Consider the following 22,239-nt stretch of genomic DNA (forward strand, 5'->3'; position numbering starts at 1 on the left):
TTCCTTAGTTCCTGGGTGCGTGGGGCTCAGACGGCGGCGGCCGGCGGGGTCGCCGGTTCGGCCGCGGTGGCGGGGGCGGGGATCGTGGCCGTGAGGTCCTCGGTCACCGTGCCCGCCGGGGGAGGGGTGACCGCGGCGATCGCCGCGGTGACCACGCCGGCCGGCTCCTCGTCGGTCTCGTTGACGTTCGTGTGGTCGACGACCTCGCGGCGCGAGATCTTCCAGATGGCCGCGCTGGAGGCGATCAGGAAGACCGCGACGACCGCCGTGCCCCAGTCGCCGAGGTCGCACACGGATTCGGCCAGGGCGCCCACCAGGGCGGCCGCCGGGAGCGTGAGGCCCCAGGCCACGAACATCCGGGTCGCGGTCGACCAGCGGACCACGCCGCCCTTGCGGCCGAGGCCCGCGCCCATCACCGAACCCGAGACCGAGTGCGTGGTGGAGAGGGAGAAGCCGAGGTGCGAGGAGGCGAGGATGACCGTGGCCGCGCTGGTCTGGGCGGCGAAGCCCTGCTGCGGCTGGAGGTCGGTCAGGCCCTTGCCCATCGTGCGGATGATGCGCCAGCCGCCGAGGTAGGTGCCGAGCGCGATGGCGAGACCCGCGGAGAGGATGACCCACATGGGCGGGTCGGAGTCGGGGGCGACGGCGCCGCCGGCGACCAGGGCGAGGGTGATGATGCCCATCGTCTTCTGCGCGTCGTTGGTGCCGTGGGCGAGGGAGACCAGGCCGGCGGAGGCGATCTGACCGGCGCGGTAGCCCTTCTCGGAGGACTTGCTGCCCTCGGACTTCTTGCCGAGCCTGTACATCAGCCGCGTGGCGAGCATCGCGGCGAGGCCCGCGACGAGGGGCGCCGCGATCGCCGGGATCAGAACCTTGGTGACGAGCACGTCGCCGTGGACCGCGCCGAAGCCGGCCGAGGCGATGGTGGCGCCGATCAGACCGCCCATGAGGGCGTGCGAGGAACTGGAGGGGAGCCCGACCAGCCAGGTCAGCAGGTTCCAGAGGATCGCGCCGACCAGGGCGGCGAATATGACCTCGGGACGTATGCCGCTCTCGTCGACGAGCCCCTTGGAGATCGTGTTGGCGACCTCCACGGAGAGGAAGGCGCCTACAAGGTTCAGCACGGCGGACATGGCCACCGCGACCTTGGGCTTGAGCGCACCGGTCGAGATGGTCGTGGCCATCGCGTTCGCGGTGTCGTGAAAACCGTTCGTGAAATCGAACGCGAGTGCGGTTACCACCACAATCGCGAGGATCAGCGAGAAGTTTTCCATTTACCCAGGCAATCGTTCGAGGTCATTGGCCGGACGAACGTAGGTAACCTGAGTGAACGGAAGATGAACTGAGGCAGGCCGCACGGTGTCTTGAGCCGAGGGTTTTCCCTCCGGTTCGACCGTGCGGCCCAGTCGCCGCACGGCTAGGAGCCCCGGGCGAACTTCTTCAGCTGTGCCATGGAGCCGTTGAAGAGATTCTGGTCACCCGGCAGGCTGCCGCTGTTGTCGTACTGCCAGATCGTCCAGAACCCCCACCCGGCCGGCAGCGCCCCGGCGTCCGCCGAGTTGTAGCGGGCCACCCACAGTGCGTGATTCGAGGCGAAGGCGCGGCTGCCGCCGGTGCAGGTGTTCCACCAGTGGGCGGTCGTGTAGATCACCGGACGGCGCCCGGTGAGCCGCTTCACCTCGTTGCTGAAGGACTTGATCCAGCTGACCATCCTGGCCTTCTTCAGGCCGTAGCACTTGTGCTTCTTGTCGTACGGGTTGTACTCGATGTCGAGCGCCGGCGGCAGAGTCCAGCCGTCCGCGCTCCAGTCGCCGCCGTTGCGCACGAAGTACCGGGCCTGGGTCTTGCCCGAGGACTTGTTCGGCAGCGCGAAGTGGTAGGCCCCGCGGATCAGGCCCGCGTTGCGCGAGCCGTTGTACTGCTGGCCGAAGTACGGGTTGCGGTAGGTGTGGGACTCGGTCGCCTTGACGTAGACGAACTTCGCGCCCTTGGACTTCGCGCTCTGCCAGTTGACGTTCCTCTGGTGCGAAGAGACGTCGTGCCCCTTGGGTTTGCCGGCCGCCGAAGCCGGAAACTCGGCCAGCGCGGTCCCCGTGAGGGTGAGCGCTGCCAGGGATGCCGCCACGAGGCGGGCGCGGTGACGGGACGGTTTGCGATCACGGGCCATATTTCCCCCCGGAATGGCTGCGTGCACGACAAATCAGGCAGAGATTACTGGAAGATCCGCGCATGCCCGTCGATCCATGGCCAAGCCGCCGCAGAGGGGGAAGTATCCGCATTTGCGCCCTTCCGGACTGCCGCCCTCCGCCCTAAAGTGCCCCCGCCGGGCGGCACTTCGGAGCTGCACCTGACAGGATCGCGGCATGGCTGAGCAGCGACGCGACCAGCGGGACGTACGGGGTGCCGGGGAGGGTGCACAGGATGTGCCCGAGCCGTGGGCGCGGAGTGTGCGCGCCGAGGAGGTGGCCGCCTGGGAGGGACTCGTCGCGACCGCCCGCCGCACCGTCACCGACGGACTCGTCGTCGGCACCTCCGGCAATGTCTCGGTTCGCGTCGGCGACACCGTGCTGGTCACGCCCTCGGGGGTGCCCTACGACCGGCTGACACCGGAGGACGTGACCGGCGTCGACCTCGACGGCCGACGGGTCCTGGGCCGGCTCGTCCCGACGAGCGAGCTCCCCATGCACCTCGCGATCTACCGCGCCACCGACGCCGGCGCCGTCGTCCACACCCACGCCGTCCACGCGACGGCCGTCTCGACCCTCGTCCCCGAACTCCCCGCGATCCACTACATGTCCGGCGCCCTCGGCGGCGCCGTCCGTGTTGCCCCGTATGCGACGTACGGCACCCAGGAGTTGGCCGAGAACATGCTCCACGCCCTCGCCGACCGCACCGGCTGCCTCCTGCGCAACCACGGCACGATCACCTACGGCGCCACCCTGGACCAGGCCTACGACCGCGCCGCCCAGCTGGAGTGGATGTGCCGGCTGTGGCTGACGGCGTCCTCGGTGCCGGGGCTGACCCCGAGCCTGCTGTCGGAGGAACAGGTGGCGGAGGCGGGGGAGAAGCTGCGGGGGTACGGGCAGCGCACGTGACCGAGTGCGCTTCCGTGGGCTCCCTTGCGGCCTGCTTCCCTTGACCCCCTGTGGGGAAGGGCGTCACCCCCACCCGTCCTCCCACTGGCCCGTCGCCTGGTCCGCCAGGACACTGGACGGGTGCGCACTGTCAAAGCGGCGGCCGCCGCCGTCACCGTGGCCCTGGCCGCCGGCGCCGCGAGCGTCGCCGCCGGCCGATTCGCCAGCGATGCGGCGCTGAAGGCGCCGCCCGGCCGGCCACTGCCCAACGAACCGAGGCTCACCGTGCACGCCACGGCCGCCGGTCAGATCGCCCTCACCCGCGACCTGGCCGCCCTGCGCCCCGGCACCTACGGCCTCGCCGGTGACACCACGCACGCGGTCGTCGGCCCCGTCCTCGGCACCGCGTCCCACTCCGCCGACACCGTCGTACGCCGCCTGGAACGCGTCACCCACGGCACCCTCCGCCCCGGCGACACCGTGTGGTTCACCCCGAACACCCACATCGGGGACCCCGGCTCCGCCCTCGGTCTCGACCACGAGGACGTCGAGATCCCCGGCGAACTCGGCGCCCTGCCCGCCTGGTCCGTCCCCGGCGTGCGGAGCACCTGGATCATCTCCGTGCACGGCCTCGGCACCACCCGCGAACTCTCCCTGAACACCATGGAGTTCCTCGCGAGCCTCCGCTTCCCGGTGCTCGCCCTCGCCTACCGCGGCGACGCCGGCGCACCCCGCCCGCCGGACCGCCTGAACCACCTCGGCGAGACCGAGTGGCGCGACCTGGACGCCGCGATCCGCTACGCCGTCCGGGGCGGTGCCAGGAAGGTCGTCCTGCACGGCTGGTCCACCGGCGCCACCATGGCCCTGCGCGCCGCCGCCCACTCCGGGGTCCGCCAGCGCATCTCCGGTCTGATCCTGGACTCCCCGGTGCTCAGCTGGGAGACCACCCTGCGCGCCCTCGCCAGCGCCCGCCGCACCCCGGGCGCCCTGCTGCCCCTCGCCGTCCGCGCCGCCCAGGGCCGCACCGGACTGCACGCCGACGCCGCCGCCGAGGGCGCCGACCCGACCCTCCTCAAGGTGCCCACCCTGATCGTCCACGGCCCCGACGACACCATCGCCCCCTGGCCCCTCTCGCGCCGCCTCGCCGCCGCCCGTCCCGATCTGATCGCCCTCCACACCGTCCCGCACGCGCCCCACGGAGCCATGTGGAACGCCGACCCCCAGGGCTACGAAGAGGCGCTCCGCCGCTTTCTGACCCCGCTGATGTAACGCCTCCCGGCATCTGCCCGCGGTCCCCTCGGACCGCCGTCCACAGATTCCGTTTAAGGCCGTACCACTGGCCTGTTCCCGTTCCCGGGCCGCCCTCCGACCCCTGTGCGTTGGCCCTCCCCGTCGCCCGCCGTTACATTCCGTTTGGGTTTTCGGACCGTCAACCGGAAGACTGCACCCGTGACGTCCCGTATCCCGCGCGACTCCAGGCTTCGACTCGTCCGACCGCGACCCCTGGCCGCCGCCCCCCGAGCGATGACCCAGCGGCCCTCGCGCCGCCCCGCACCCCGCCCGCCCGAGGGCACCCCGGCCCAGGCCGAGCTGGCCAGAATGGCTCGCTCCCGGCTGGCCGGCGCGGCCCGCGTCGCCCACTGGGCCGACGCCGCCCTCGGCCCCGGCCGGGACGGCGGACAGGCCGACGGCAAGGCCACCCTCTCCGACACCAGCGCCGAACGGGCCGCCGCGGACCTGGGCCTGACAGCGGCTCAGGTCCGCGCCGACTGGGACACCGCCCGGCTCGCCGGCCTCGTCGAGGTGCACGGCGACAGCGCCCGCCCCGGCTGGCGGCTGCGCGCCTGGGACCGCGACGACAGCGCCGTACTGCGCGGCTGGGTCGCCTTCTTCGACGCCTGGTCGCTCGCCCACCCCGAACCCGGGGAGCGCGAGGCCGCCGCCGTCGCCGAGGTCGTCTCGGCGATGCCGCAGGTGCTCTCCTTCCTCCAGCTCTCCGCCGGACCCGTGCCCGTCGAACAGCTCCTGGACCTCCTGGAGCAGCGCGTCACCGAACTGCGCACCGAACGCTGCGAGATCCCTTACGGCCCGCAGCCCGCCCCGGACACGGACGTCGACGTGGACACGGACGTCGACGTGGACACGGACGCGGACGACGAGCGGACCGGTGAGGACGCCGAAGCGCAGACCGCCGAGGACACCCCCCTCGCCCCCCTCCTCGACTGGGCCCTGCACGCCCTCGCCTCCGTCGGCGCCCTCACCTACGGCGACGGCCAGGCCACCCTGACCCCGCTCGGCAGCTGGGCGGTCTGGGTCAAGCTGGAGCAGATCTGCGTCGCCGCGCAGAGCCCCGCCGGCAACATCGAGGCCGTCGCCGAGGAGATGCTCCGCGGCTGCGCCCAGCTCCGCCCCAAGGCGGCCCGCGACGAGTACCGCGCCTGGCTCGCCGCCCGGCCCGTCGGCAGCGCCGTCACCGAGCTGCTCGCCGCCGCCCGCGGTGAGGACGCCCTGCTGCGCGGCCTCGCCTTCGAGGCGCTGCGGGTCGTCGGCGCCCCCGCCGAGCCCGACGTACGCGCCGTGACCGACGAACCCGGACTGCGCCCGTACGCCCTGCTGTGGCTCGCCGAGCACGACGGCGTCGACCCGGAGGACGCCCACGAGGTGCTCACCCGCGAGGAGGCCACCTGGCTGTGGGTCGACACCGCGGCCGCCGTCGCCGACCACGGCGAGGCCCCGCTGCTGGTGCGGCATCTGGAGTCCGCGGTGCAGCCGACCGTCCCGATGCTCCTCGACGAGGTGCGCGCCGTCGGTCACCCCCGCACGGTGCAGGTCCTGGTCGCGCTCGCCGCCGCCCACCCCGACCCCGCGCTCGCCAAGGCGGTCCGCCGGGCGGCCTTCCAGGTGCACACGGGGGGCAACTGAGGACGGGTCAGGCCCTTGTCTCGGGGGTCTCGGGGGCGTATGTGCCGAAGCTCCACACATTGCCCTCGAGATCCCGGGCCATGTAGTCCCGCGAACCGTAGTCCTGGTCCGTCGGCGGCATCAGGATCTCCGCGCCCTGCTCCACGGCCCGCCGGTGGTGTGCGTCGACGTCGTCCACGACGACGTACACCCCGGTGGTGCCCGCGTCCTTCATCGCCGCGTCGAACTTGCTGCCGGTGCCCTTGGAACCGAGCATGATCGCGCCGTTGCCCTGCACCAGCTCGGCGTGGGCCACCTTGCCGTCCTCGCCCTCGAAGACCGCCAGCTCGGAGAAGCCGAAAGCCTCGGTGAGCTGCTTCACCGCCGCCTTGGCGTCCGCGTACAGCAGGGTGGGGTAGATGCTGGGCCGCCCGCCGCTCGTACCTGCCATGCCGATCACTCCCTTGTGATCAAATGCCGGGGATTCCGTCTGCCGCACAGTCTTGCAGCGGCCACTGACAACGGCTCCTGACCAGCGAGAACACCTCAGCTGAAGGTGTTGCACCGGGCCATGTCCCCGCTCTCGTACCCTTCCCGGAACCACCGCTGCCGCTGCGCCGCCGACCCGTGCGTCCAGGACTCCGGTGTCACCCGCCCCTGGAACCGCTCCTGGATCCGGTCGTCGCCCACGGCCGCCGCCGCGTCCAGACCGTCGGTGATGTCGGCGTCGGTGAGACTGGTGATCAGCGGCCGCCCGGTCGACTCGTCCTTCGTGGTCGTCGCGTGGTGCGCCCACACGCCCGCGTAGCAGTCCGCCTGGAGCTCCACCTTCACCGCGTTGCTGTTCTCGCCGGTGCGCCCGTCCTGCGACCGGCTCAGGGTGCCCATCAGGTCCTGCACGTGATGCCCGTACTCATGGGCGACGACATAGGCCTGCGCGAAGGCGCCGCCGCTCGCGCCGAACTTCGACCGCAGCTCGTCGAAGAAGCCGAGGTCCAGATAGACCTTGCGGTCGCCGGGGCAGTAGAACGGCCCGACCGCGGAGGTCGCCGCCCCGCACGCCGTGCCGACCCGCTGACTGAAGAAGACGGTGGGGGAGCGGGAGTACGTCCCGTTGCGCCGCTCGAACTCCTGGTCCCAGTAGTCCTGCACGCTGTTGACCACGGCCACCATGCGGCAGTCGTCGCGGGTGTTCGCGTCCTGGCCGGTCCGGCAGGACTGCTGGACCTGCGCCAGGGCGGAGGCCGTGGCGGCGGGCTGGTCGCCGCCGCCGTCGGAGAGGCCGAGCTGGTCCGGCCCGACCCCGAGGAACAGCCCCAGCAGCAGCGCGATCAGCCCGGCGATACCCCCGCCCACGGTCGCCCTGCCCCCGGGGATGCGGCTGCCGCGCACGTCCTGGACCTCGGAGGTGTCCAGCCTGGCGTCGTCGTCGAACTGCATGGGGCCATCGTCACCCCGCACCTCGCACCGGGCTCCGGACGCTGACCCGAACGAGGGACACCGGGCAGTGCGGCATCGAACACCCGAACTCAGAAAAAGTGGTTGCACGGTCCCGTTAGACTTGGCCCATGGCCATTCTCCTCGCGCATTAGACGGCGGGAACGTCCTCAGCCGCCCACAACCGTCATACACACGCCCTGGAGTCTGTCCGTGATCTCCGCCACCGGTATCGAGCTGCGCGCCGGCGCCCGAGTCCTCATCGAGTCCGCCACCTTCCGTGTCGCCAAGGGCGACCGCATCGGCCTGGTCGGTCGCAACGGCGCTGGGAAGACGACCCTCACCAAGTGCCTCGCCGGCGAGGGCATCCCCGCCGCCGGCCAGATCACCCGCTCCGGCGAGGTCGGCTACCTCCCGCAGGACCCCCGCACCGGCGACCTCGACGTGCTCGCCCGGGACCGCATCCTCTCCGCGCGCGGGCTCGACGTACTGATCCGCAAGATGCGCGACAACGAGCAGCGGATCGCGAACGGCCAGGGCGCCACCCGCGAGAAGGCGCTGAAGCAGTACGAGCGCCAGGAGACGGAGTTCCTCACCAAGGGCGGTTACGCCGCCGAGGCCGAGGCCGCGACCATCGCCGCCGCGCTGAACCTGCCCGACCGGGTGCTGGGCCAGCCCCTGCACACGCTCTCCGGCGGTCAGCGGCGCCGTATCGAGCTGGCCCGGATCCTGTTCTCGGACGCGGACACGCTGCTGCTCGACGAGCCGACCAACCACCTCGACGCCGACTCGATCGTCTGGCTGCGCGACTACCTCAAGACCTACCGCGGCGGCTTCATCGTGATCTCCCACGACGTCGACCTGGTCGAGACGGTCGTGAACAAGGTCTTCTATCTGGACGCCAACCGCGCCCAGATCGACGTCTACAACATGGGCTGGAAGCTCTACCAGCAGCAGCGCGAGGCCGACGAGAAGCGCCGCAAGCGCGAGCGGCAGAACGCCGAGAAGAAGGCCGCCGCCCTGCACTCGCAGGCCGACAAGATGCGCGCCAAGGCCACCAAGACGGTCGCCGCGCAGAACATGGCCAAGCGCGCCGACAAGCTCCTCGCCGGCCTGGAGGCGGTGCGCGCGCAGGACAAGGTCGCCAAGCTCCGCTTCCCCGAGCCCGCGCCCTGCGGCAAGACCCCGCTGACGGCGGAGGGGCTGTCGAAGTCCTACGGCTCGCTCGAGATCTTCACCGATGTGGACCTGGCGATCGACAAGGGGTCGAGGGTGGTCATCCTCGGTCTCAACGGCGCGGGCAAGACGACCCTGCTGCGGCTCCTCGCCGGCGCCGAGCAGCCGGACACCGGCGCGGTCGTCCCCGGCCACGGCCTCAAGATCGGCTACTACGCCCAGGAGCACGAGACGCTCGACCCGGAGCGCACGGTCCTGGAGAACATGCGCTCCTCCGCCCCCGATCTGGACCTGGTCGAGGTCCGCAAGGTGCTGGGCTCGTTCCTGTTCTCCGGCGACGACGTCGACAAGCCCGCCGGTGTCCTCTCCGGCGGCGAGAAGACCCGCCTGGCCCTGGCCACCCTGGTCGTCTCCTCGGCGAACGTGCTGCTCCTCGACGAGCCCACCAACAACCTCGACCCGGCCAGCCGCGAGGAGATCCTCGGCGCGCTGCGCACCTACAAGGGTGCGGTCGTTCTGGTCACCCACGACGAGGGCGCCGTCGAGGCGCTCCAGCCGGAGCGGATCATTCTGCTGCCCGACGGAGTCGAGGATCTGTGGGGCGCCGACTACGCGGATCTCGTCGCCCTGGCTTGATCGAACGGGTGATCAACTAGGTAGGGATCATTCGGCGTACCGGTGATCCACCATCTGTGTGAGATCTCCTCGTACCGAGGTGTGTCCTACATCCATTTCACGGCCGAGCCCTTCATCGACAAGGGCTCGGCCGCGCTGCGTCTCTGACCAGGCACTTCACAAAAGAACCCGTTCGGCGGTACGAACAACCCGCTTCGGAATTACTGATTCCGTATGTGGGGACCCGCTCCTGTCGTCACAACCTTGTCTTACGGACCTTGCCGAATGGGTGGCCATGAAGCTCCGGAGGGGTGATCATGAGGGGACCAGAGCGCACTTCCCATGAGGAGGCACGGGTGGCCGAGACTCTGAAGAAGGGCAGCCGGGTAACCGGCGCCGCGCGCGACAAGCTCGCGGCAGACCTGAAGAAGAAGTACGACTCCGGTGCGAGCATCCGGGCGCTGGCCGAGGAGACCGGCCGCTCGTATGGCTTCGTACACCGGATGCTCAGCGAGTCGGGCGTCACGCTCCGTGGGCGTGGCGGTGCGACCCGGGGCAAGAAGGCCGCGTCGTCCTGATTCCGGGCGGCCCCTCGGCTTTCGATGGTGGCCACCCGGTCGGTTCTCTGATCGGCCGGGTGGTTACTGTGCAGTCACTTAGTCGTGCCATGAGGCACGGCGGATGACCGCACTCATCGGAGGCGCCCCATGGGCCAGGAACTCGTTCCCCTGCTCGACAAGGACGGCGTACGGCTCACCGTCGACGACGCGCTCGCCACGGTGACGCTGACCAACCCCGCCAAGCGCAACGCCCAGAGCCCCGCTCTGTGGCGCACGCTCGCCGAGGCGGGTCGGCTCGTGCCGGGCTCCGTCCGTGTCGTCGTGCTGCGCGGTGAGGGCAAGTCCTTCTCCGCTGGGCTCGACCGGCAGATGTTCACGCCGGAGGGGATCAAAGGCGAGCCGTCGTTCATCGACCTCGCCCGCAGTGGCGACGCCGAACTCGACGCTGCCATCGCGGAGTTCCAGGAGGGCTTCACCTGGTGGCGGCGGAGCGACATCGTGTCCATCGCCGCCGTCCAGGGGCATGCCATCGGGGCGGGCTTCCAGCTCGCGCTCGCCTGCGACTTCCGCGTCGTCGCCGACGACGTGCAGTTCGCCATGCGCGAGACCAGCCTGGGCCTGGTTCCGGACCTCACGGGTACGCACCCGCTCATCTCGCTGGTCGGCTATGCCCGGGCGCTGGAGATCTGCGCCACCGGGCGCTTCGTGCTGGCCGAGGAAGCGGTCAACACCGGCCTCGCCAACATCGCCGTGCCGCTCGACGAGCTCGACGGCGCGGTGCAGGACCTGGCCGGAGCACTGCTGGCCGCGCCCCGGGACGCGGTGATCGAGACCAAGGCGCTGCTGCGCGGGGCGCAGGACCGGACGTACGACGAGCAGCGGGCGGCCGAGCGCGGCGCCCAGGCGCGGCGTCTGCGTGACCTCGCCGGGCTGGGTGAATGAGCCGTACCTGAACAGGCGCCCGGCAGAACGACTGCCCACAGCCGGGCCGGGGACGGGCGGCGGCTGCTTGAAACCTATTGGGTCCCTAGCCGACGGCCGTCACCAGGACCGCCACCGTCGGGTGACCCGGCAGCGCCTTCGCCACCTCCTTGCGGACCGTCCGGGCGACATCCACCGCCCGGTGGTCCCGATCCACGGCCACCTCCACCCGGACGTGGTGCCGCGACAGGGCGTTTTCGCCCTGCCGCTCCTCGTTCTGTACCGCACGCCCCAGCGCGGCCGTCAGCCCGGTGACACCGGGGACCGACAGCGCCGCGGTGGCCGCGGGACCGTCGGCGGTGCCGGCCGGCGGCGGCTCCGGCTGCCGTACGGGACCGGCCTCCGGCTCCTCGTCCAGCAGGGACGTCACCCGCAGGTCGATCTCGGTCACCTTCAGGCCCAGCCGCTCCGTCGCCGCCGTCGCCAGGGTCGAGCGCAGGAGCGCCGCCGTCGTCGGCAGCGGCTCGTCGGCCGTGGCCGCGAAGTCCGCCGTCACCCGGAGCGGGCCCGGCGGCAGCGCGCTCGGCGGGGGCGGTACGACGGGGTCGTGCGCGTCCTCCGGGGCGGCGAGGGCGATCCGGAGCCGCTCCAGGCGTACGCCGCGCAGCTCCCGTACGGCACTCCGCAGCACCGCCTCGGCCGCCTCCTCCGCGATCCACGCGCCGTCGCGTGCGCCGCCCAGCGGCAGGAGTCTGCCCAGGCCCAGCTGATGCCGTACCGTCCGCGCCCACCCGTCTGCCGTCATTGCTCCAGCCTGCCGCATCACCGGCGCGCGAGGGCGCAACCCCACTTACCGTGGTCGAAGGACGACGAAGGCGACCACGAGGGAGACGTACGGCGATGACCGATATGACGCAGACCCCTGAGGCTGAGCCGGGTGTGCAGCCGCGCAAGCCCGTCAAGCGCGGCGGCGGGGACCCGGCGACCCGAGGGCGGACGACGATCGCCGACGGGGTCGTGGAGAAGATCGCCGGGCTGGCCGCCCGGGACGTCGTCGGTGTGCACGCGATGGGCAGTGGGCTCTCCCGGACCTTCGGGGCCGTGCGGGACCGGGTGCCCGGCGGGTCGAAGTCGGTGAGCCGTGGTGTGAAGGCCGAGGTCGGCGAGGTGCAGACCGCGCTCGACCTGGAGATCGTCGTGGACTACGGGGTGTCGATCTCCGATGTGGCGCGGGCCGTCAGGGAGAACGTGATCGCGGCGGTCGAGCGGATGACCGGCCTGGAGGTCGTCGAGGTCAACATCGCCGTGAGCGATGTGAAGCTGCCCGAGGAGGAGGACGAGGAGCCGGAGCCGAGGATCCAGTGAGGTCCGGGCGAGCGAGAGCCAACGAGAGCTGAGGGGAGCGCACCATGAGCATGGCCGTGGTCGGCATGATCGCCGGCATGGCGCTGGGCTTCGCCGGGTACTTCGGTGGGTTCGGTGCCTTTCTGCTGGTGGCGGCCCTGGGCGCCATCGGTTTCGTCGTCGGGCGGTTCCTGGAGGGGGACCTGGAGCTCGGCGACTTCTTCCGCACCCGTGACGACCGGCGTGACCGGCGGTGACCACCGAGGCCGGTGAGCTCCGCAGGCCCCTGACCGTCGTACCGCCCGGCGAGCGCGGCGCGACCCGGATCGCCGACCGGGTGGTCGCGAAGATCGCCGCCCAGGCGGCCCGAGAGGTGCTCGGGGAGGTCCCCGAGGAGGCCGCGCCCCCGCACGCCACCGTGGTCGTGCACCTCCCCCACTCTCAACCGCGTTCGAGCGGGGGGACCCCCGTCGAGACGGCCCGGGTCCGGGTCCACCTCGAACTCGGCTATCCCACCGACATCGGCGCCCGGTGCGCCCGGGTGCGTCGGCATGTGGCGGAGCGGGTACGCGCGTTGGTGGGAATGGAGGTGCCGGAGGTCGCCGTGCACGTGGAGCGGCTGCATCCGGCGCACGGCGCGGCACAGGGGAGGACGCGATGAGCGAGCCCCAGGGCTCCGAGGGAACCACACAACGGCTGCCGGTCCTGGAGAAGGCGACCGAACCGGACAGCACACCACCGCCACCCCCACCCGTTCTGGAGGGCGGAGGCGAGGGCCGCTTCTGGTCTGCGCGGCGCGTCCCGGCCGCCGTCGCGGCGGTGCTGCTCCTGGCGGCCGCCGGACTCTTCCTCTACGACATCGCGGCCGTCCGCGCCGAGCAGCCCGCCATGCGCTGGCGCCGCGAACTGGCCGCACAGCTCGCCGAACGCCCCCTCGACGACCCCTGGGTCCTCGTCGGGGCCGGCATCGCCGCCGCCCTCGGCGGCTGGCTGATCGTCCTCGCAGCCACGCCGGGTCTGCGCGGTGTCCTGCCGATGCGCAGCACCGGGTCCGACGTACGCGCGGGCCTGCACCGCGAGGCCGCCGCCCTGGTCCTGCGCGACCGGGCCGTCGAGGTCTCCGGCGTGCAGTCGGTACGCGTCCGCCTGAGCCGGGCCAAGGCCGAAGTCGCCGCGGTCGCGCACTTCCGCGAACTGGACGACGTACAGGCCGACCTGGAAGCCACCCTCGCCGAGGCGGTCGGGGGGCTCGGGCTGGCCCGGCCGCCCGCGCTGTCGGTGCGGGTGCGGCGGCCGGGAAAGAAGGGGTGAGGGCGATGCTGCGGATCGTCAACCGGGTCGTCCTCGGCGTCCTCGGACTCGTGCTGCTGGTGCTCGGCGGCTCGGTTTCAGCCGTGGGGCTGGGCCTGGACCCGCCGTCCTGGTGGATCCACGACGGCCGCCACGACGTACTCCTGAACGACACCGAGCGCACCCGCTGGGAGGCTCACGGCTGGTGGTGGCCGACCGTCATGGCCGTCCTTGCGGTCCTCGTCCTGCTGGCCCTGTGGTGGCTCACCGCGAACCTCCGCCGCCACCGGCTGACCGAGGTCCTGGTCGACACCGGCGACGGCGAGGGCGCACTGCTGCGGGGCCGGGCCCTGGAAGGCGTACTGGCGGGCGAGGCGACGGAGCTGGAGGGCGTCTCCCACGCCCACGTCCAGCTGACGGGCCGCCGCAACGCCCCCGAGACCCGCGTACGGCTCCTGCTGGAACCGCATGTGGACCCGGGGACGGCGCTGAACCACCTGACGGCCGAGGCGCTGACGCACGCGCGGAACTCGGCGGGGCTGGCGTCGCTGCCGGCGGAGGTCCGCATGAAGGCCGTCAAGCACCGGGCGGAAAGGGTCAGTTGAGAAGCTAGAACCCGTGTCGCATTCCGCCGTCTACGGGGACCATGATCCCCGTCAGGTAGGAGGCCGCCGGGGACAACAGAAACGCAGCCGTACGCCCGAACTCCTCCGGCGTCCCGTAGCGCCGCAGGGGAATCCTCGACTCGTTGGCCGCGCGCGTGGCCTCCGGGTCCGCCGACAGCCCGTCCAGCTCGCGCACGCGATCCGTGTCGATGCGGGACGGCAGCAACCCCACGACCCGGATCCCGCGCGGCCCCAGCTCGTCCGCGACGGACTTCGCGAAACCGGCGAGCCCCGGCCGCAGCCCGTTGGAGATGGTCAGCCCCGGGATCGGCTCGTGCACCGACCCGGACAGCACGAACCCGATGACACCGCCGGCCTCCAGCTCGGCCGCGGCCGCCCGCGCCAGCCGGACCGCGCCCAGGAACACCGAGGTGTACGCGGCCTCCCACTGCTCGTCCGTGTTGTCCGCGAGGAACCCCGGCGCGGGCCCGCCGACGCTGATGAGGATGCCGTCGAAGCCGCCGAAGTTCTCCCGCGCGGCCGCGATCAGCCGGGCCGGTGCCTCCGGATCGGCGTTGTCGACGGCGACGCCCACCGCGTTCGGCCCCAGCTCGGCCGCCGCGTCCGCGGCCCGCTTCTCGTCGCGCCCGGTGAGCACGACCTTCGCCCCGTCGGCGACCAGCTCACGCGCGGAGGCGTTGCCCAGCCCGCGCGTGGCTCCCGTGACGACGTACACCCGGCCCTCAAGTCCAAGATCCATGGCCCCTATCCTGCCTCCTCGCCCCCGAACAGGGCGAGGGCGGTGTTCACCAGACCGATGTGGCTGAAAGCCTGCGGGAAGTTGCCGAGGTGGCGGTCGTGCACGGGGTCGTACTCCTCGGACAGCAGCCCCAGGTCGTTGGTGAGACCCGCGAGCCGTTCGAACAGCTCCCGCGCCTCCTTCGTACGGCCGATCATGTGGAGCGCGTCGGCGAGCCAGAACGAGCAGACGAGGAAGGTGCCCTCGTCGCCCGGCAGTCCGTCGACGGTGGTGCCGTCGGTGCTGTAGCGGCGCAGGAAGCCGTGGTGGCCCAGTTCGTCGCGGATCGCCTCGACCGTGCCGACCACGCGCGGGTCGTGCGGCGGGAGGAAGCCGACGCGGGGGATCAGCAGGAGGGCCGCGTCCAGTTCGCGGGAGCCGTAGGACTGGGTGAAGGTGTTGCGCTCGGCGTCGTACCCCTTCTCGCACACCTCGCGGTGCACCTCGTCGCGCAGTACGCGCCAGCCTTCCAGGTCGCCGCCCATCTCCGGGTGCTGCTCCAGGGTGCGCACGGCACGGTCGGCGGCGACCCACACCATCACCTTGGAGTGCACGAACTGCCGGCGGCCCCCGCGCACCTCCCACAGCCCCTCGTCCGGCTGCTGCCACGCCGAGGAGAGGAAATCCATCAGGGCGCACTGCAGGGACCACATGTGCGGTTTGCTGGACAGGCCCGAACTCCGGGCCAGCGCGAGGGAGTCCATGACCTCGCCGTACACGTCCAGCTGGAGCTGTTTCACGGCCTCGTTGCCGATCCGTACGGGCTTGGAGCCGGCGAACCCGGCGAGCCACGGCAGTTCGAACTCGGGCAGCCGTCGCTCGCCCGCCAGTCCGTACATGATCTGCAGGTCCGCCGGGGCGCCCGCGACCGCGCGCACCAGCCAGTTCCGCCAGGCCTCGGCCTCCTCGTGGTAGCCGCAGGACAGCAGCGCGCCGAGGGTGAGGGTGGAGTCGCGCAGCCAGCAGTAGCGGTAGTCCCAGTTGCGGACGCCGCCCAGTTCCTCCGGAAGCGAGGTGGTGGCAGCGGCGACGATACCGCCGGTGGGGGCGTAGGTGAGGGCCTTGAGGGTGATCAGGGAGCGCAGTACGGCGTCCTTGTGCGGGCCGTCGTAGCGGCAGCGGGCCGACCAGGCCTGCCAGTCCTCGACGCTCGTGGCGAGCGATTCGAGGGGGTCGATCTGCGGTGGGCGCGGCTCGTGCGAGGGGTGCCAGGTGAGGACGAACGCGACCGTCTCGCCCTCCCTGACCGTGAACTCCGAGTGGGTGCTGAGATCCTCGCCCCAGGTGCGCACCTGGGGTTCGCTGCGCAGCCACACCGAGTCCGGGCCCGCGACCGCCACGCGATGGCCGTCGGACCTGCGCAACCACGGCACGATCGAGCCGTAGTCGAAGCGGAGGCGGAGCGTGCTGCGGACGGTGACCTCGCCGCTCAGGCCTTCGACGACGCGTACGAGATCGGGGGCGCGGTCGCGCTGCGGCATCAGGTCGGTGACCCGCACCGCCCCCTCGTCGGTCTCCCACTCGGTGTCCAGGACGAGGGTGCCGGGGCGGTAGGCGCGGCGCGTGCACGGACCGTCGGCGCCCTTGGGGGCGATCCGCCAGTGGCCGTTCTCCTCGTCGCCGAGCAGTCTGGCGAAGCAGGCCGCGGAGTCGAAGCGGGGCAGGCACAACCAGTCGACGCTGCCGTCCTTGCCGACCAGGGCCGCTGTCTGTTCGTCGCCGATCAGGGCGTAATCCTCGATACGGGGCACGGGAGTGCGGGTTCCCGGTGGGTGCCGGGAACAATCAGGAGGACGGCCGGGGGAGTGACGCCGAGGGTCCCCGGCCCGGGGCCCGTCTCAGACCGCCGCCGGCTCCGACTCCGCCGCCGCTTCCTTCTGTGCTGCCTCCCGGCGGTCCCGCAGCTCGCGGCGGACCAGGACGACCCAGCCGATCGGGACGCCCGCGGCGAACAGCCACCACTGGTAGGCGTACGCGTAGTTCAGCGGGGCGTTCTCCTTGCCGGGCCTGCCGAGGAGTTCGGGGGTGTCGCCCTTGGGTTCGGGCGTGGTCAGGGCGATGTAGCCGCCGAGGACCTGCTTGCCGAGGCGGCCGGCCTGCTGCTCGCTGTTGATCAGCATGATCTGGCGGTCCGGCAGTCCCTTGAGGTTCTTGATGCCGCTCGCCGCGGTCGTCTCGTCGGGCATGAGCCGCCCGGTGACGGTGACCTCACCGGCGGGCGGCGCCGGGACCTCGGGGAACGCGGTCTGGGTCGCGCCGGTGGGGACCCAGCCCCGGTTGACCAGCAGCACCTTGCCGTCGGCGAGGACGAACGGGGTCAGGACGTGATAGCCGACCTCGTCGTCGGAGTTGGTGCGGCGGCGGACGACGACCTCGTCCTCGGTGTCGAAGCGCCCCTTCGCGGTCACCGACCGGTACCGCTCCTTGCTGGTGACCGTGTGCCCGACGGACGTCATCCGCTCCACGGGCACCGCGTCGGCGGACAGCGCGTCGGAGACCAGCTGGTTACGGGCGCTGCGCTCCTCGTAGCGGTGCATCTGCCAGATGCCCAGCCGGATCATCGTGGGGATGAGAACGAGGGCGACCAGCGTGAGGATCACCCACTGCCGGGACAACAGGAAGCGGTACACCCCACGACCGTACAACTCGGGCCGCGGGGTGTTCGCACAGGGGTGTGGTCGCACGGGTCGACCACCGTGGTCAGACGCGGTCGACGATCCCCACCTTTCCCTCGGCGCGGGCGCAGTGGGCGCCGCAGTACCAGTGGCCCTCGACCTCGACGCCCTGCCCGATGATCTGCACACGACAGTGCTCGCAGATGGGGGCCATGCGGTGGATCGCACAGGAGAAGCAGTCGAAGACGTGCACCGCACCCTGGGCGTGGATCTCGAAGGTCATGCCGTAGTTGTTTCCGCACACTTCGCAAGTCGCCATGCGCCACAGGGTGAGCCGTCGCTCCGGTGCGGGCCAGTCGGCGGCGGGCGAGTCGCAGCGCAATCACCCGTCCGTACGGTCATCCCTCCGAGGCCGGTGCCACGTTGCCCAGGAGCTGTCCGAAGGCCGCCTCGTCGACGACCGGTGTGCCGTACTGCCGGGCCTTGACCACCTTCGACGTGCCCGAGTCCGGGTCGTTGGTGACGAGCAGGCTGGTGAGCCGGGAGATGCTGGTGGCGACATGCAGCCCGGCCTCGATCGCACGGTCCTCCAGGAGGTCGCGCTCGGTCGAGGTGTCACCGGAGAACGCGACACGCATGCCCTGCTTGAGCGGTTTGCCCTCTTCGTAGCGGCCTGGGTTGGGATAGGGGCATGCGGGCCTTTTGCGGGCGGGGCGCCAACTGGTCGGCCGATAGCTGCTGTAGCCCGGCGTCTGCTGCTGCCGCGGCACGGACCGGTCCGTCCACTCGGTCAGCGGGCGGCACTCGTGCAGCGGCAGCCGTACGCCGCCCTCGGCCGCGGCCCGCAGGCTCGGCCGGAACGCCTCCGCCAGCACGCGCGCGTCGTCGAGCGCGTGGTGCGCGCGCTGCTGCACGACGCCGAAGTGGGCGGCCAGCGACTCCAGCTTGTGGTTGGGCAGCGGCAGAGCGAGCTCCTTGGAGAGCGCGATGGTGCACAGCCGCTGCCGCACCGGCGCCTCGCGCTCCGCGCGCGCGTACTCCCGCGCGATCATCTGCCAGTCGAAGACCGCGTTGTGCGCGACGAGCACCCGGCCGTCCAGGCGGGCCGAGAACTCCTCGACGATGTCCTGGAAGAGGGGCGCGCCCTCCAGCACGTCGGTCGTCAGACCGTGGATCCAGACGGGGCCCGGGTCCCGCTCCGGATTGACCAGCGTGTACCAGTGGTCCTCGACCTCGCCACGTGCGTCCAGCCGGTACACGGCCGCGGAGATTATCCGGTCGTCCCGGGCGAGCCCGGTGGTCTCCACGTCAACGACCGCGTACCCCTGCGGATACGCGGCCGGCCACGCCGTGGGGGAGGACGCTGCGGTCGTACGGTCTTCGAGCATGGTCCCTGAGGATACGGGCCCCCACTGACAGTGCCGCGCGCACCCGGTCCTGCGCCACGGACCGGCAAGGGTGACGCAACACTCGTCCGGTGCCCGGCACTTCTCCCCTCACCCCAGCGCCGCCACCAGATCCCCCGCCGTCAGGCCCTCCAGGCCGCAGCCGTCCACCGGCCCCGGCAGCAGCCGGTACACCGATCCGGTCGCACCCGTCGGCGCCACACCCCCGTGGACCAGCGCGAGGAACACATGCTTGTCCGTGGCCGCTTCACCCGCGAGGGCGTCGGCGTCGTCCGCCGGCTGCCGTCGCTCCGGCGGCTCCAGCGCACGCACGCGTGCCGCGAACTCCGTGTCCGGCTCCCCGGAGCGCCGTGCGTAGTGCCAGAGCTCGTCGACGGCGCGCGGATCCGGCGCACGCCGTACCACCGCGACCTCGTCGCCCCGCGCGGCCGCCCGCCACACGGCCAGATCCCACAGTGTCGTACGGCCCGACGAGAAGTACTGGTGCAGGTCCTGGGCGACCCGGCCGAGGTCCGCGCCGTGCCGGTACAGGCTGTGGAAGCCCTCGTCGGCCGGCAGATGCAGGTCGGTCCACAGGAACGTACGGCGACGCAGGTCGACCAGCATCGGGACGTGGATGCGCGAGTCGCCCACCAGGTCGTACCGCTGACGGACCGTACGCGGGTCGTACGACGCGTCGCGGTCCTCCTCGGCCGCGGACGGCAGTGCCATGAACCCGGCGAAGGCGTCCAGGAGTTCCTCGAAGGCGACGTCGTTGTAGCTGAAGACGACGGGCAGCGCGAACCGCACCCCGCGCTCGGCGAGCGCGCCCAGGTCCAGGTCGACGTACTCCGTCGCCCCGTCCGGAGCGGGTCCCGAGGTCAGATCGCCGGAGTGGACCGCCGAACGGCCCTCGTGCACGAGGCTGGTGTAGTCGCACAGCCCCGCGAACTCCCACGCCTCGTCGTACAGCGCCACCGACAGATCCAGGTCCACCCGGGTCTTCGCGGGCTCCGTCCAGTGCAGGAAGAGCCGCAGCACCTCACCCTCGGGGAGCGGCTGGGTGCTGCCGCGCGGCACGGTGACGAGCGCCTTGGAGGCGGCGGTCTCGGCGGCCGGCACCGCGAGACCGGTGAGCGCCGAGTCGAGCACGGACAGGTCCAGACGCGGCCCGTCCGCGAGCCGGCGCAGCGCCTCGGCCTCCAGGAGCGCGCACACCTCGCCGGTCACCTTCGACGACAGCGGCACGCGCGTGTCGTCGATCGTGAACGAACGGGTCACCTGGCCCCGCGGGAAGAACACCCGCCGCCCGCCCGGCAGATGACGGATCCGCATCCGCCCGAGCGCGGCCAGCAGCGGCCCGGGGCCCGCGTTGGGCAGCACGCGGCGCAGGACGTCCCCGAACCCCTCCGGCAGTACGTCGAGTTCGCGCAGCCGCAGCAGATGGTCGAGCCGGCGCAGCAGTTCGCCCGGCCGCTGAGCGAGCAGGTCCAGAGCGGCCTCTGCGTCCTTCTCGTAAAGCGCCTGTTCGACGCGTGCCGTCCAGGTGGCCGGCTTGACGCGGTCGCCGTCGACCCGCACCGCGTCCGGATGCTCCGCGGCCGTCCGCAGCAGCGCCTCGCCCAGGTCGCCCGAGGAGGTGTCGGTGGCCCGCAGGACGGCGAAGGCGAGCGCGGCCTTCGGATGGCGGGCGTAGTGCTCGTACGGGTGCAGGATCTCGGCGGCCCGCTTCCAGGCGCCGGGGTGCCGCAGCACGTCCTCGACCAGCGAGGGCATCGCCAGGCCGTCGAGCAGGCCCAGCAGCTGTCGGCGCAGCCCGCGCGGGAGCGACCGCATACGCGGCGGGTCGAGCAGATCGGCCTCGCCGCCGGACCACACGCACAGCAGCCGCAGTACGTCCGTAGCCGTCGTCAGCTGCCCGGCGAGCAGTTCCGTCGCCGCCACGCGCGTGTGCCGGTCGAGCAGCAGCATGCCGAGGGCCAGCGCCTTCGTCTGACGCACCGGGACGTCCTCGGGGAACCAGCCGAGGTCGTGCGGCGCGTGCGACAGCAGGATCTTCACGTCGTCACGGTCCTGCGGCGGCAGCGGAGTCCGCCGGGCCAGCAGCTTCAGCAGTGCCTTGACCGCGTCCGCCTCGGCGTCCTTGCCGAGCGTCAGCAACTTCAGCGGACCCACCGCCACTTCGGGCGCGGTGCGCGGATGCGCCGGCTTCAGGAAGGGATCGGTCCGGTCGATTCGGCGGTGGCAGATCGGGCAGCCCGCGTAGTCCGCGCCGTCCCAGCACTCCCGGCACACCAGATGCGCGCACGGCGACACCGGGTGCACGCTGCCGACCGTGCCGCACAGCACGCACGGCTGCTTCGGCCACTGCAGCAGCAGTGTGAAGACCCGGTCGACGAACAGCTGGAACGTGTCGTCCGGCACCGAGGCCGGGAAGCTGCGGAACATCGGCATATGGGTGCGGTCCGCGCCCAGTTCGGCGTCGATGTGCCGGATCAGCTGCTTCCCCGCCGCCCCGAGACCGGCGGGCCCGAGCCAGGCGAGCGCCGCGTGCAGCTCCGCCGTCGGTACGAATCCCCGGTCCAGCAGCTCGGCTTCGAGCGCGACGAGCCCTTGCGTCGTCGACGGGTCGCCCGGGCGCGGCCCGGCCTGGTCGACGTAGACGGTACGAAGGCGGCGGAGCAGCACGGACGACAGTACGGACAAGCGGAAGCCCCCGGCGGGAAGGAAGAGAGAAGAAGGCGGGGCGGAGAGTGAGCGCGCTGTGGTGTCGTAGAAAAGAGAGAAGGAAGCACGCTTGCGGAGCCGCCCCCGCGATCACGACTGTAGGAGGGCGTTGCAGCGGGCCGCCACCTATTTATTGCCGCCCGGGGACTCGAGCAATGACTGCGTCAACGCCCTCACGGACGTGACGAACAGCCGCTCCTGGTTCACCGGCCGGGCCAGCGCGCGGGCGAGCGCCGGGTCTCCGTACGCGGTCGTCGTCTCCTCCGCGGGCTGCTGCGCCGGCGCGCGCTCGCGATTGCGTTCCACGAGGACGAAGCCCACGACCTGGAACTGCACCGCCCGCACCGCCTCCGCCGCCCGGGCGCCCCGCAGCCCCGCCGCGTGCACCTCCCGCACCAGCGCCTGCTGCGCGGGCAGGAACATCCGCTCGGTCAGGCCGCGTTCATGGACCATCGCGATCAGATGCGGATGGTCCCGCAGCCGCCGCCGCAGAATGCGGGCCACCGAGACGATCCGCTCGACGGGGGTGCGCCCCGCGGGCCGGAACTCGCCGAGGCCGGCCACGGTCCGCCGCACCAGCGCGTCCAGCAGCGACTCCCGGTTGCCGACGTGCCAGTAGATCGAGGTCACCGCGGTCCCCAGCTCCGCCGCGAGCTTGCGCATCGTCAGGGCCTCGGGGCCGTGCTGCTTCACCAGGTCCGCGGCCGTGTCCAGGATCTCCTCCCGGGTGAGCGACGCTCTCGCCATGCTGCCCCCAAGTCCGGCTCGTGCACGCGTATTTACCCGGCAG

General features: G+C 71.8%; 23 protein-coding genes. 11 read left to right on the forward strand and 12 right to left on the reverse strand.

Annotated elements, in window-relative coordinates; translation table 11 throughout:
* Window positions 1-26 precede the first annotated feature (26 nt).
* Both PH203_RS04575 and PH203_RS04580 read right to left on the reverse strand, forming a co-directional pair.
* Window positions 27-1,274, reverse strand: a complete 1,248-nt coding sequence (locus PH203_RS04575; RefSeq protein WP_289916377.1) for an inorganic phosphate transporter — start codon at window positions 1,272-1,274, stop codon at window positions 27-29.
* Window positions 1,275-1,417: 143 nt separating this feature from the next.
* Window positions 1,418-2,167 (reverse strand): lysozyme, encoded by a 750-nt coding sequence (locus tag PH203_RS04580; RefSeq protein WP_289916379.1) that lies wholly within the window; start codon window positions 2,165-2,167, stop codon window positions 1,418-1,420.
* 196 nt (window positions 2,168-2,363) lie between these two features.
* Here PH203_RS04580 and PH203_RS04585 point away from each other — a divergent pair, with 196 nt between their 5' ends.
* The 3 genes from PH203_RS04585 to PH203_RS04595 all read left to right on the forward strand — a co-directional run bounded on the left by PH203_RS04585 (window position 2,364) and on the right by PH203_RS04595 (window position 5,996).
* A complete protein-coding gene (locus tag PH203_RS04585; RefSeq protein WP_289916382.1) occupies window positions 2,364-3,095 on the forward strand; it encodes a class II aldolase/adducin family protein in 732 nt (243 codons plus the stop codon).
* Window positions 3,096-3,215: 120 nt separating this feature from the next.
* Window positions 3,216-4,343: an alpha/beta fold hydrolase gene (locus PH203_RS04590; protein ID WP_289916385.1), complete on the forward strand. Its 1,128-nt coding sequence runs from the start codon at window positions 3,216-3,218 to the stop codon at window positions 4,341-4,343.
* A gap of 255 nt (window positions 4,344-4,598) precedes the next feature.
* Window positions 4,599-5,996: a hypothetical protein gene (locus tag PH203_RS04595; protein WP_289916387.1), complete on the forward strand. Its 1,398-nt coding sequence runs from the start codon at window positions 4,599-4,601 to the stop codon at window positions 5,994-5,996.
* Window positions 5,997-6,003: 7 nt separating this feature from the next.
* Here the strand turns inward: PH203_RS04595 and PH203_RS04600 are convergent, their stop codons facing one another.
* Window positions 6,004-6,426 (reverse strand): VOC family protein, encoded by a 423-nt coding sequence (locus tag PH203_RS04600; RefSeq protein ID WP_289916389.1) that lies wholly within the window; start codon window positions 6,424-6,426, stop codon window positions 6,004-6,006.
* Between the two features lie 95 nt (window positions 6,427-6,521).
* Window positions 6,522-7,415 carry a neutral zinc metallopeptidase gene (locus tag PH203_RS04605; protein ID WP_289916391.1) on the reverse strand — a complete coding sequence of 298 codons (894 nt, stop codon included), beginning with the start codon at window positions 7,413-7,415 and terminating at the stop codon, window positions 6,522-6,524.
* Between the two features lie 210 nt (window positions 7,416-7,625).
* On the opposite strand from PH203_RS04605, the gene PH203_RS04610 reads away from it, so the two are divergent.
* The 3 genes from PH203_RS04610 to PH203_RS04620 all read left to right on the forward strand — a co-directional run bounded on the left by PH203_RS04610 (window position 7,626) and on the right by PH203_RS04620 (window position 10,705).
* Window positions 7,626-9,224 carry an ABC-F family ATP-binding cassette domain-containing protein gene (locus PH203_RS04610; RefSeq protein ID WP_289916393.1) on the forward strand — a complete coding sequence of 533 codons (1,599 nt, stop codon included), beginning with the start codon at window positions 7,626-7,628 and terminating at the stop codon, window positions 9,222-9,224.
* A gap of 335 nt (window positions 9,225-9,559) precedes the next feature.
* Entirely contained in the window at window positions 9,560-9,781 is a 222-nt protein-coding gene (locus PH203_RS04615) for a helix-turn-helix domain-containing protein (RefSeq protein ID WP_004002281.1), read from the forward strand.
* Between the two features lie 129 nt (window positions 9,782-9,910).
* Complete coding sequence (locus PH203_RS04620) at window positions 9,911-10,705, forward strand: enoyl-CoA hydratase/isomerase family protein (protein ID WP_289916448.1); 795 nt, start codon at window positions 9,911-9,913, stop codon at window positions 10,703-10,705.
* An 85-nt stretch (window positions 10,706-10,790) separates the two neighbouring features.
* Here PH203_RS04620 and PH203_RS04625 read toward each other — a convergent pair whose 3' ends face one another.
* Complete coding sequence (locus PH203_RS04625) at window positions 10,791-11,489, reverse strand: nucleopolyhedrovirus P10 family protein (protein ID WP_289916450.1); 699 nt, start codon at window positions 11,487-11,489, stop codon at window positions 10,791-10,793.
* A 95-nt stretch (window positions 11,490-11,584) separates the two neighbouring features.
* On the opposite strand from PH203_RS04625, the gene PH203_RS04630 reads away from it, so the two are divergent.
* The 5 genes from PH203_RS04630 to amaP are packed head-to-tail and all read left to right on the forward strand — an operon-like array spanning window position 11,585 to window position 13,923.
* A complete protein-coding gene (locus PH203_RS04630; RefSeq protein ID WP_289916452.1) occupies window positions 11,585-12,049 on the forward strand; it encodes an Asp23/Gls24 family envelope stress response protein in 465 nt (154 codons plus the stop codon).
* A gap of 44 nt (window positions 12,050-12,093) precedes the next feature.
* Window positions 12,094-12,285, forward strand: a complete 192-nt coding sequence (locus PH203_RS04635; RefSeq protein ID WP_289916454.1) for a hypothetical protein — start codon at window positions 12,094-12,096, stop codon at window positions 12,283-12,285.
* A complete protein-coding gene (locus PH203_RS04640; RefSeq protein WP_289916457.1) occupies window positions 12,282-12,689 on the forward strand; it encodes an Asp23/Gls24 family envelope stress response protein in 408 nt (135 codons plus the stop codon). Before PH203_RS04635 ends, PH203_RS04640 begins: the two co-directional genes overlap by 4 nt.
* Window positions 12,686-13,339 (forward strand): DUF6286 domain-containing protein, encoded by a 654-nt coding sequence (locus tag PH203_RS04645; RefSeq protein ID WP_289916459.1) that lies wholly within the window; start codon window positions 12,686-12,688, stop codon window positions 13,337-13,339. Before PH203_RS04640 ends, PH203_RS04645 begins: the two co-directional genes overlap by 4 nt.
* A gap of 5 nt (window positions 13,340-13,344) precedes the next feature.
* Entirely contained in the window at window positions 13,345-13,923 is a 579-nt protein-coding gene (amaP, locus tag PH203_RS04650) for an alkaline shock response membrane anchor protein AmaP (protein WP_289916462.1), read from the forward strand.
* A gap of 4 nt (window positions 13,924-13,927) precedes the next feature.
* On the opposite strand, the gene PH203_RS04655 is transcribed toward amaP, so the two are convergent.
* The 7 genes from PH203_RS04655 to PH203_RS04685 form a co-directional block, all read right to left on the reverse strand.
* Window positions 13,928-14,683, reverse strand: a complete 756-nt coding sequence (locus tag PH203_RS04655; RefSeq protein WP_289916464.1) for an SDR family oxidoreductase — start codon at window positions 14,681-14,683, stop codon at window positions 13,928-13,930.
* A gap of 5 nt (window positions 14,684-14,688) precedes the next feature.
* Window positions 14,689-16,473 (reverse strand): glycoside hydrolase family 15 protein, encoded by a 1,785-nt coding sequence (locus PH203_RS04660; RefSeq protein WP_289916466.1) that lies wholly within the window; start codon window positions 16,471-16,473, stop codon window positions 14,689-14,691.
* 87 nt (window positions 16,474-16,560) lie between these two features.
* Complete coding sequence (locus PH203_RS04665) at window positions 16,561-17,352, reverse strand: SURF1 family protein (protein WP_289916468.1); 792 nt, start codon at window positions 17,350-17,352, stop codon at window positions 16,561-16,563.
* A gap of 70 nt (window positions 17,353-17,422) precedes the next feature.
* On the reverse strand, window positions 17,423-17,656 hold the full coding sequence (locus PH203_RS04670; protein ID WP_289916469.1) for a hypothetical protein: 234 nt from the start codon (window positions 17,654-17,656) through the stop codon (window positions 17,423-17,425).
* Window positions 17,657-17,735: 79 nt separating this feature from the next.
* Window positions 17,736-18,725, reverse strand: a complete 990-nt coding sequence (locus PH203_RS04675) for a DEDDh family exonuclease (RefSeq protein WP_289916472.1) — start codon at window positions 18,723-18,725, stop codon at window positions 17,736-17,738.
* Between the two features lie 108 nt (window positions 18,726-18,833).
* On the reverse strand, window positions 18,834-21,428 hold the full coding sequence (locus tag PH203_RS04680) for an MXAN_6230/SCO0854 family RING domain-containing protein (protein WP_289916474.1): 2,595 nt from the start codon (window positions 21,426-21,428) through the stop codon (window positions 18,834-18,836).
* 147 nt (window positions 21,429-21,575) lie between these two features.
* A complete protein-coding gene (locus tag PH203_RS04685) occupies window positions 21,576-22,196 on the reverse strand; it encodes a TetR family transcriptional regulator (protein ID WP_289916477.1) in 621 nt (206 codons plus the stop codon).
* Between the last annotated feature and the right edge of the window lie 43 nt (window positions 22,197-22,239).

Source organism: Streptomyces sp. S.PB5, from assembly GCF_030403745.1.
Classification (GTDB): Bacteria; Actinomycetota; Actinomycetes; order Streptomycetales; family Streptomycetaceae; genus Streptomyces.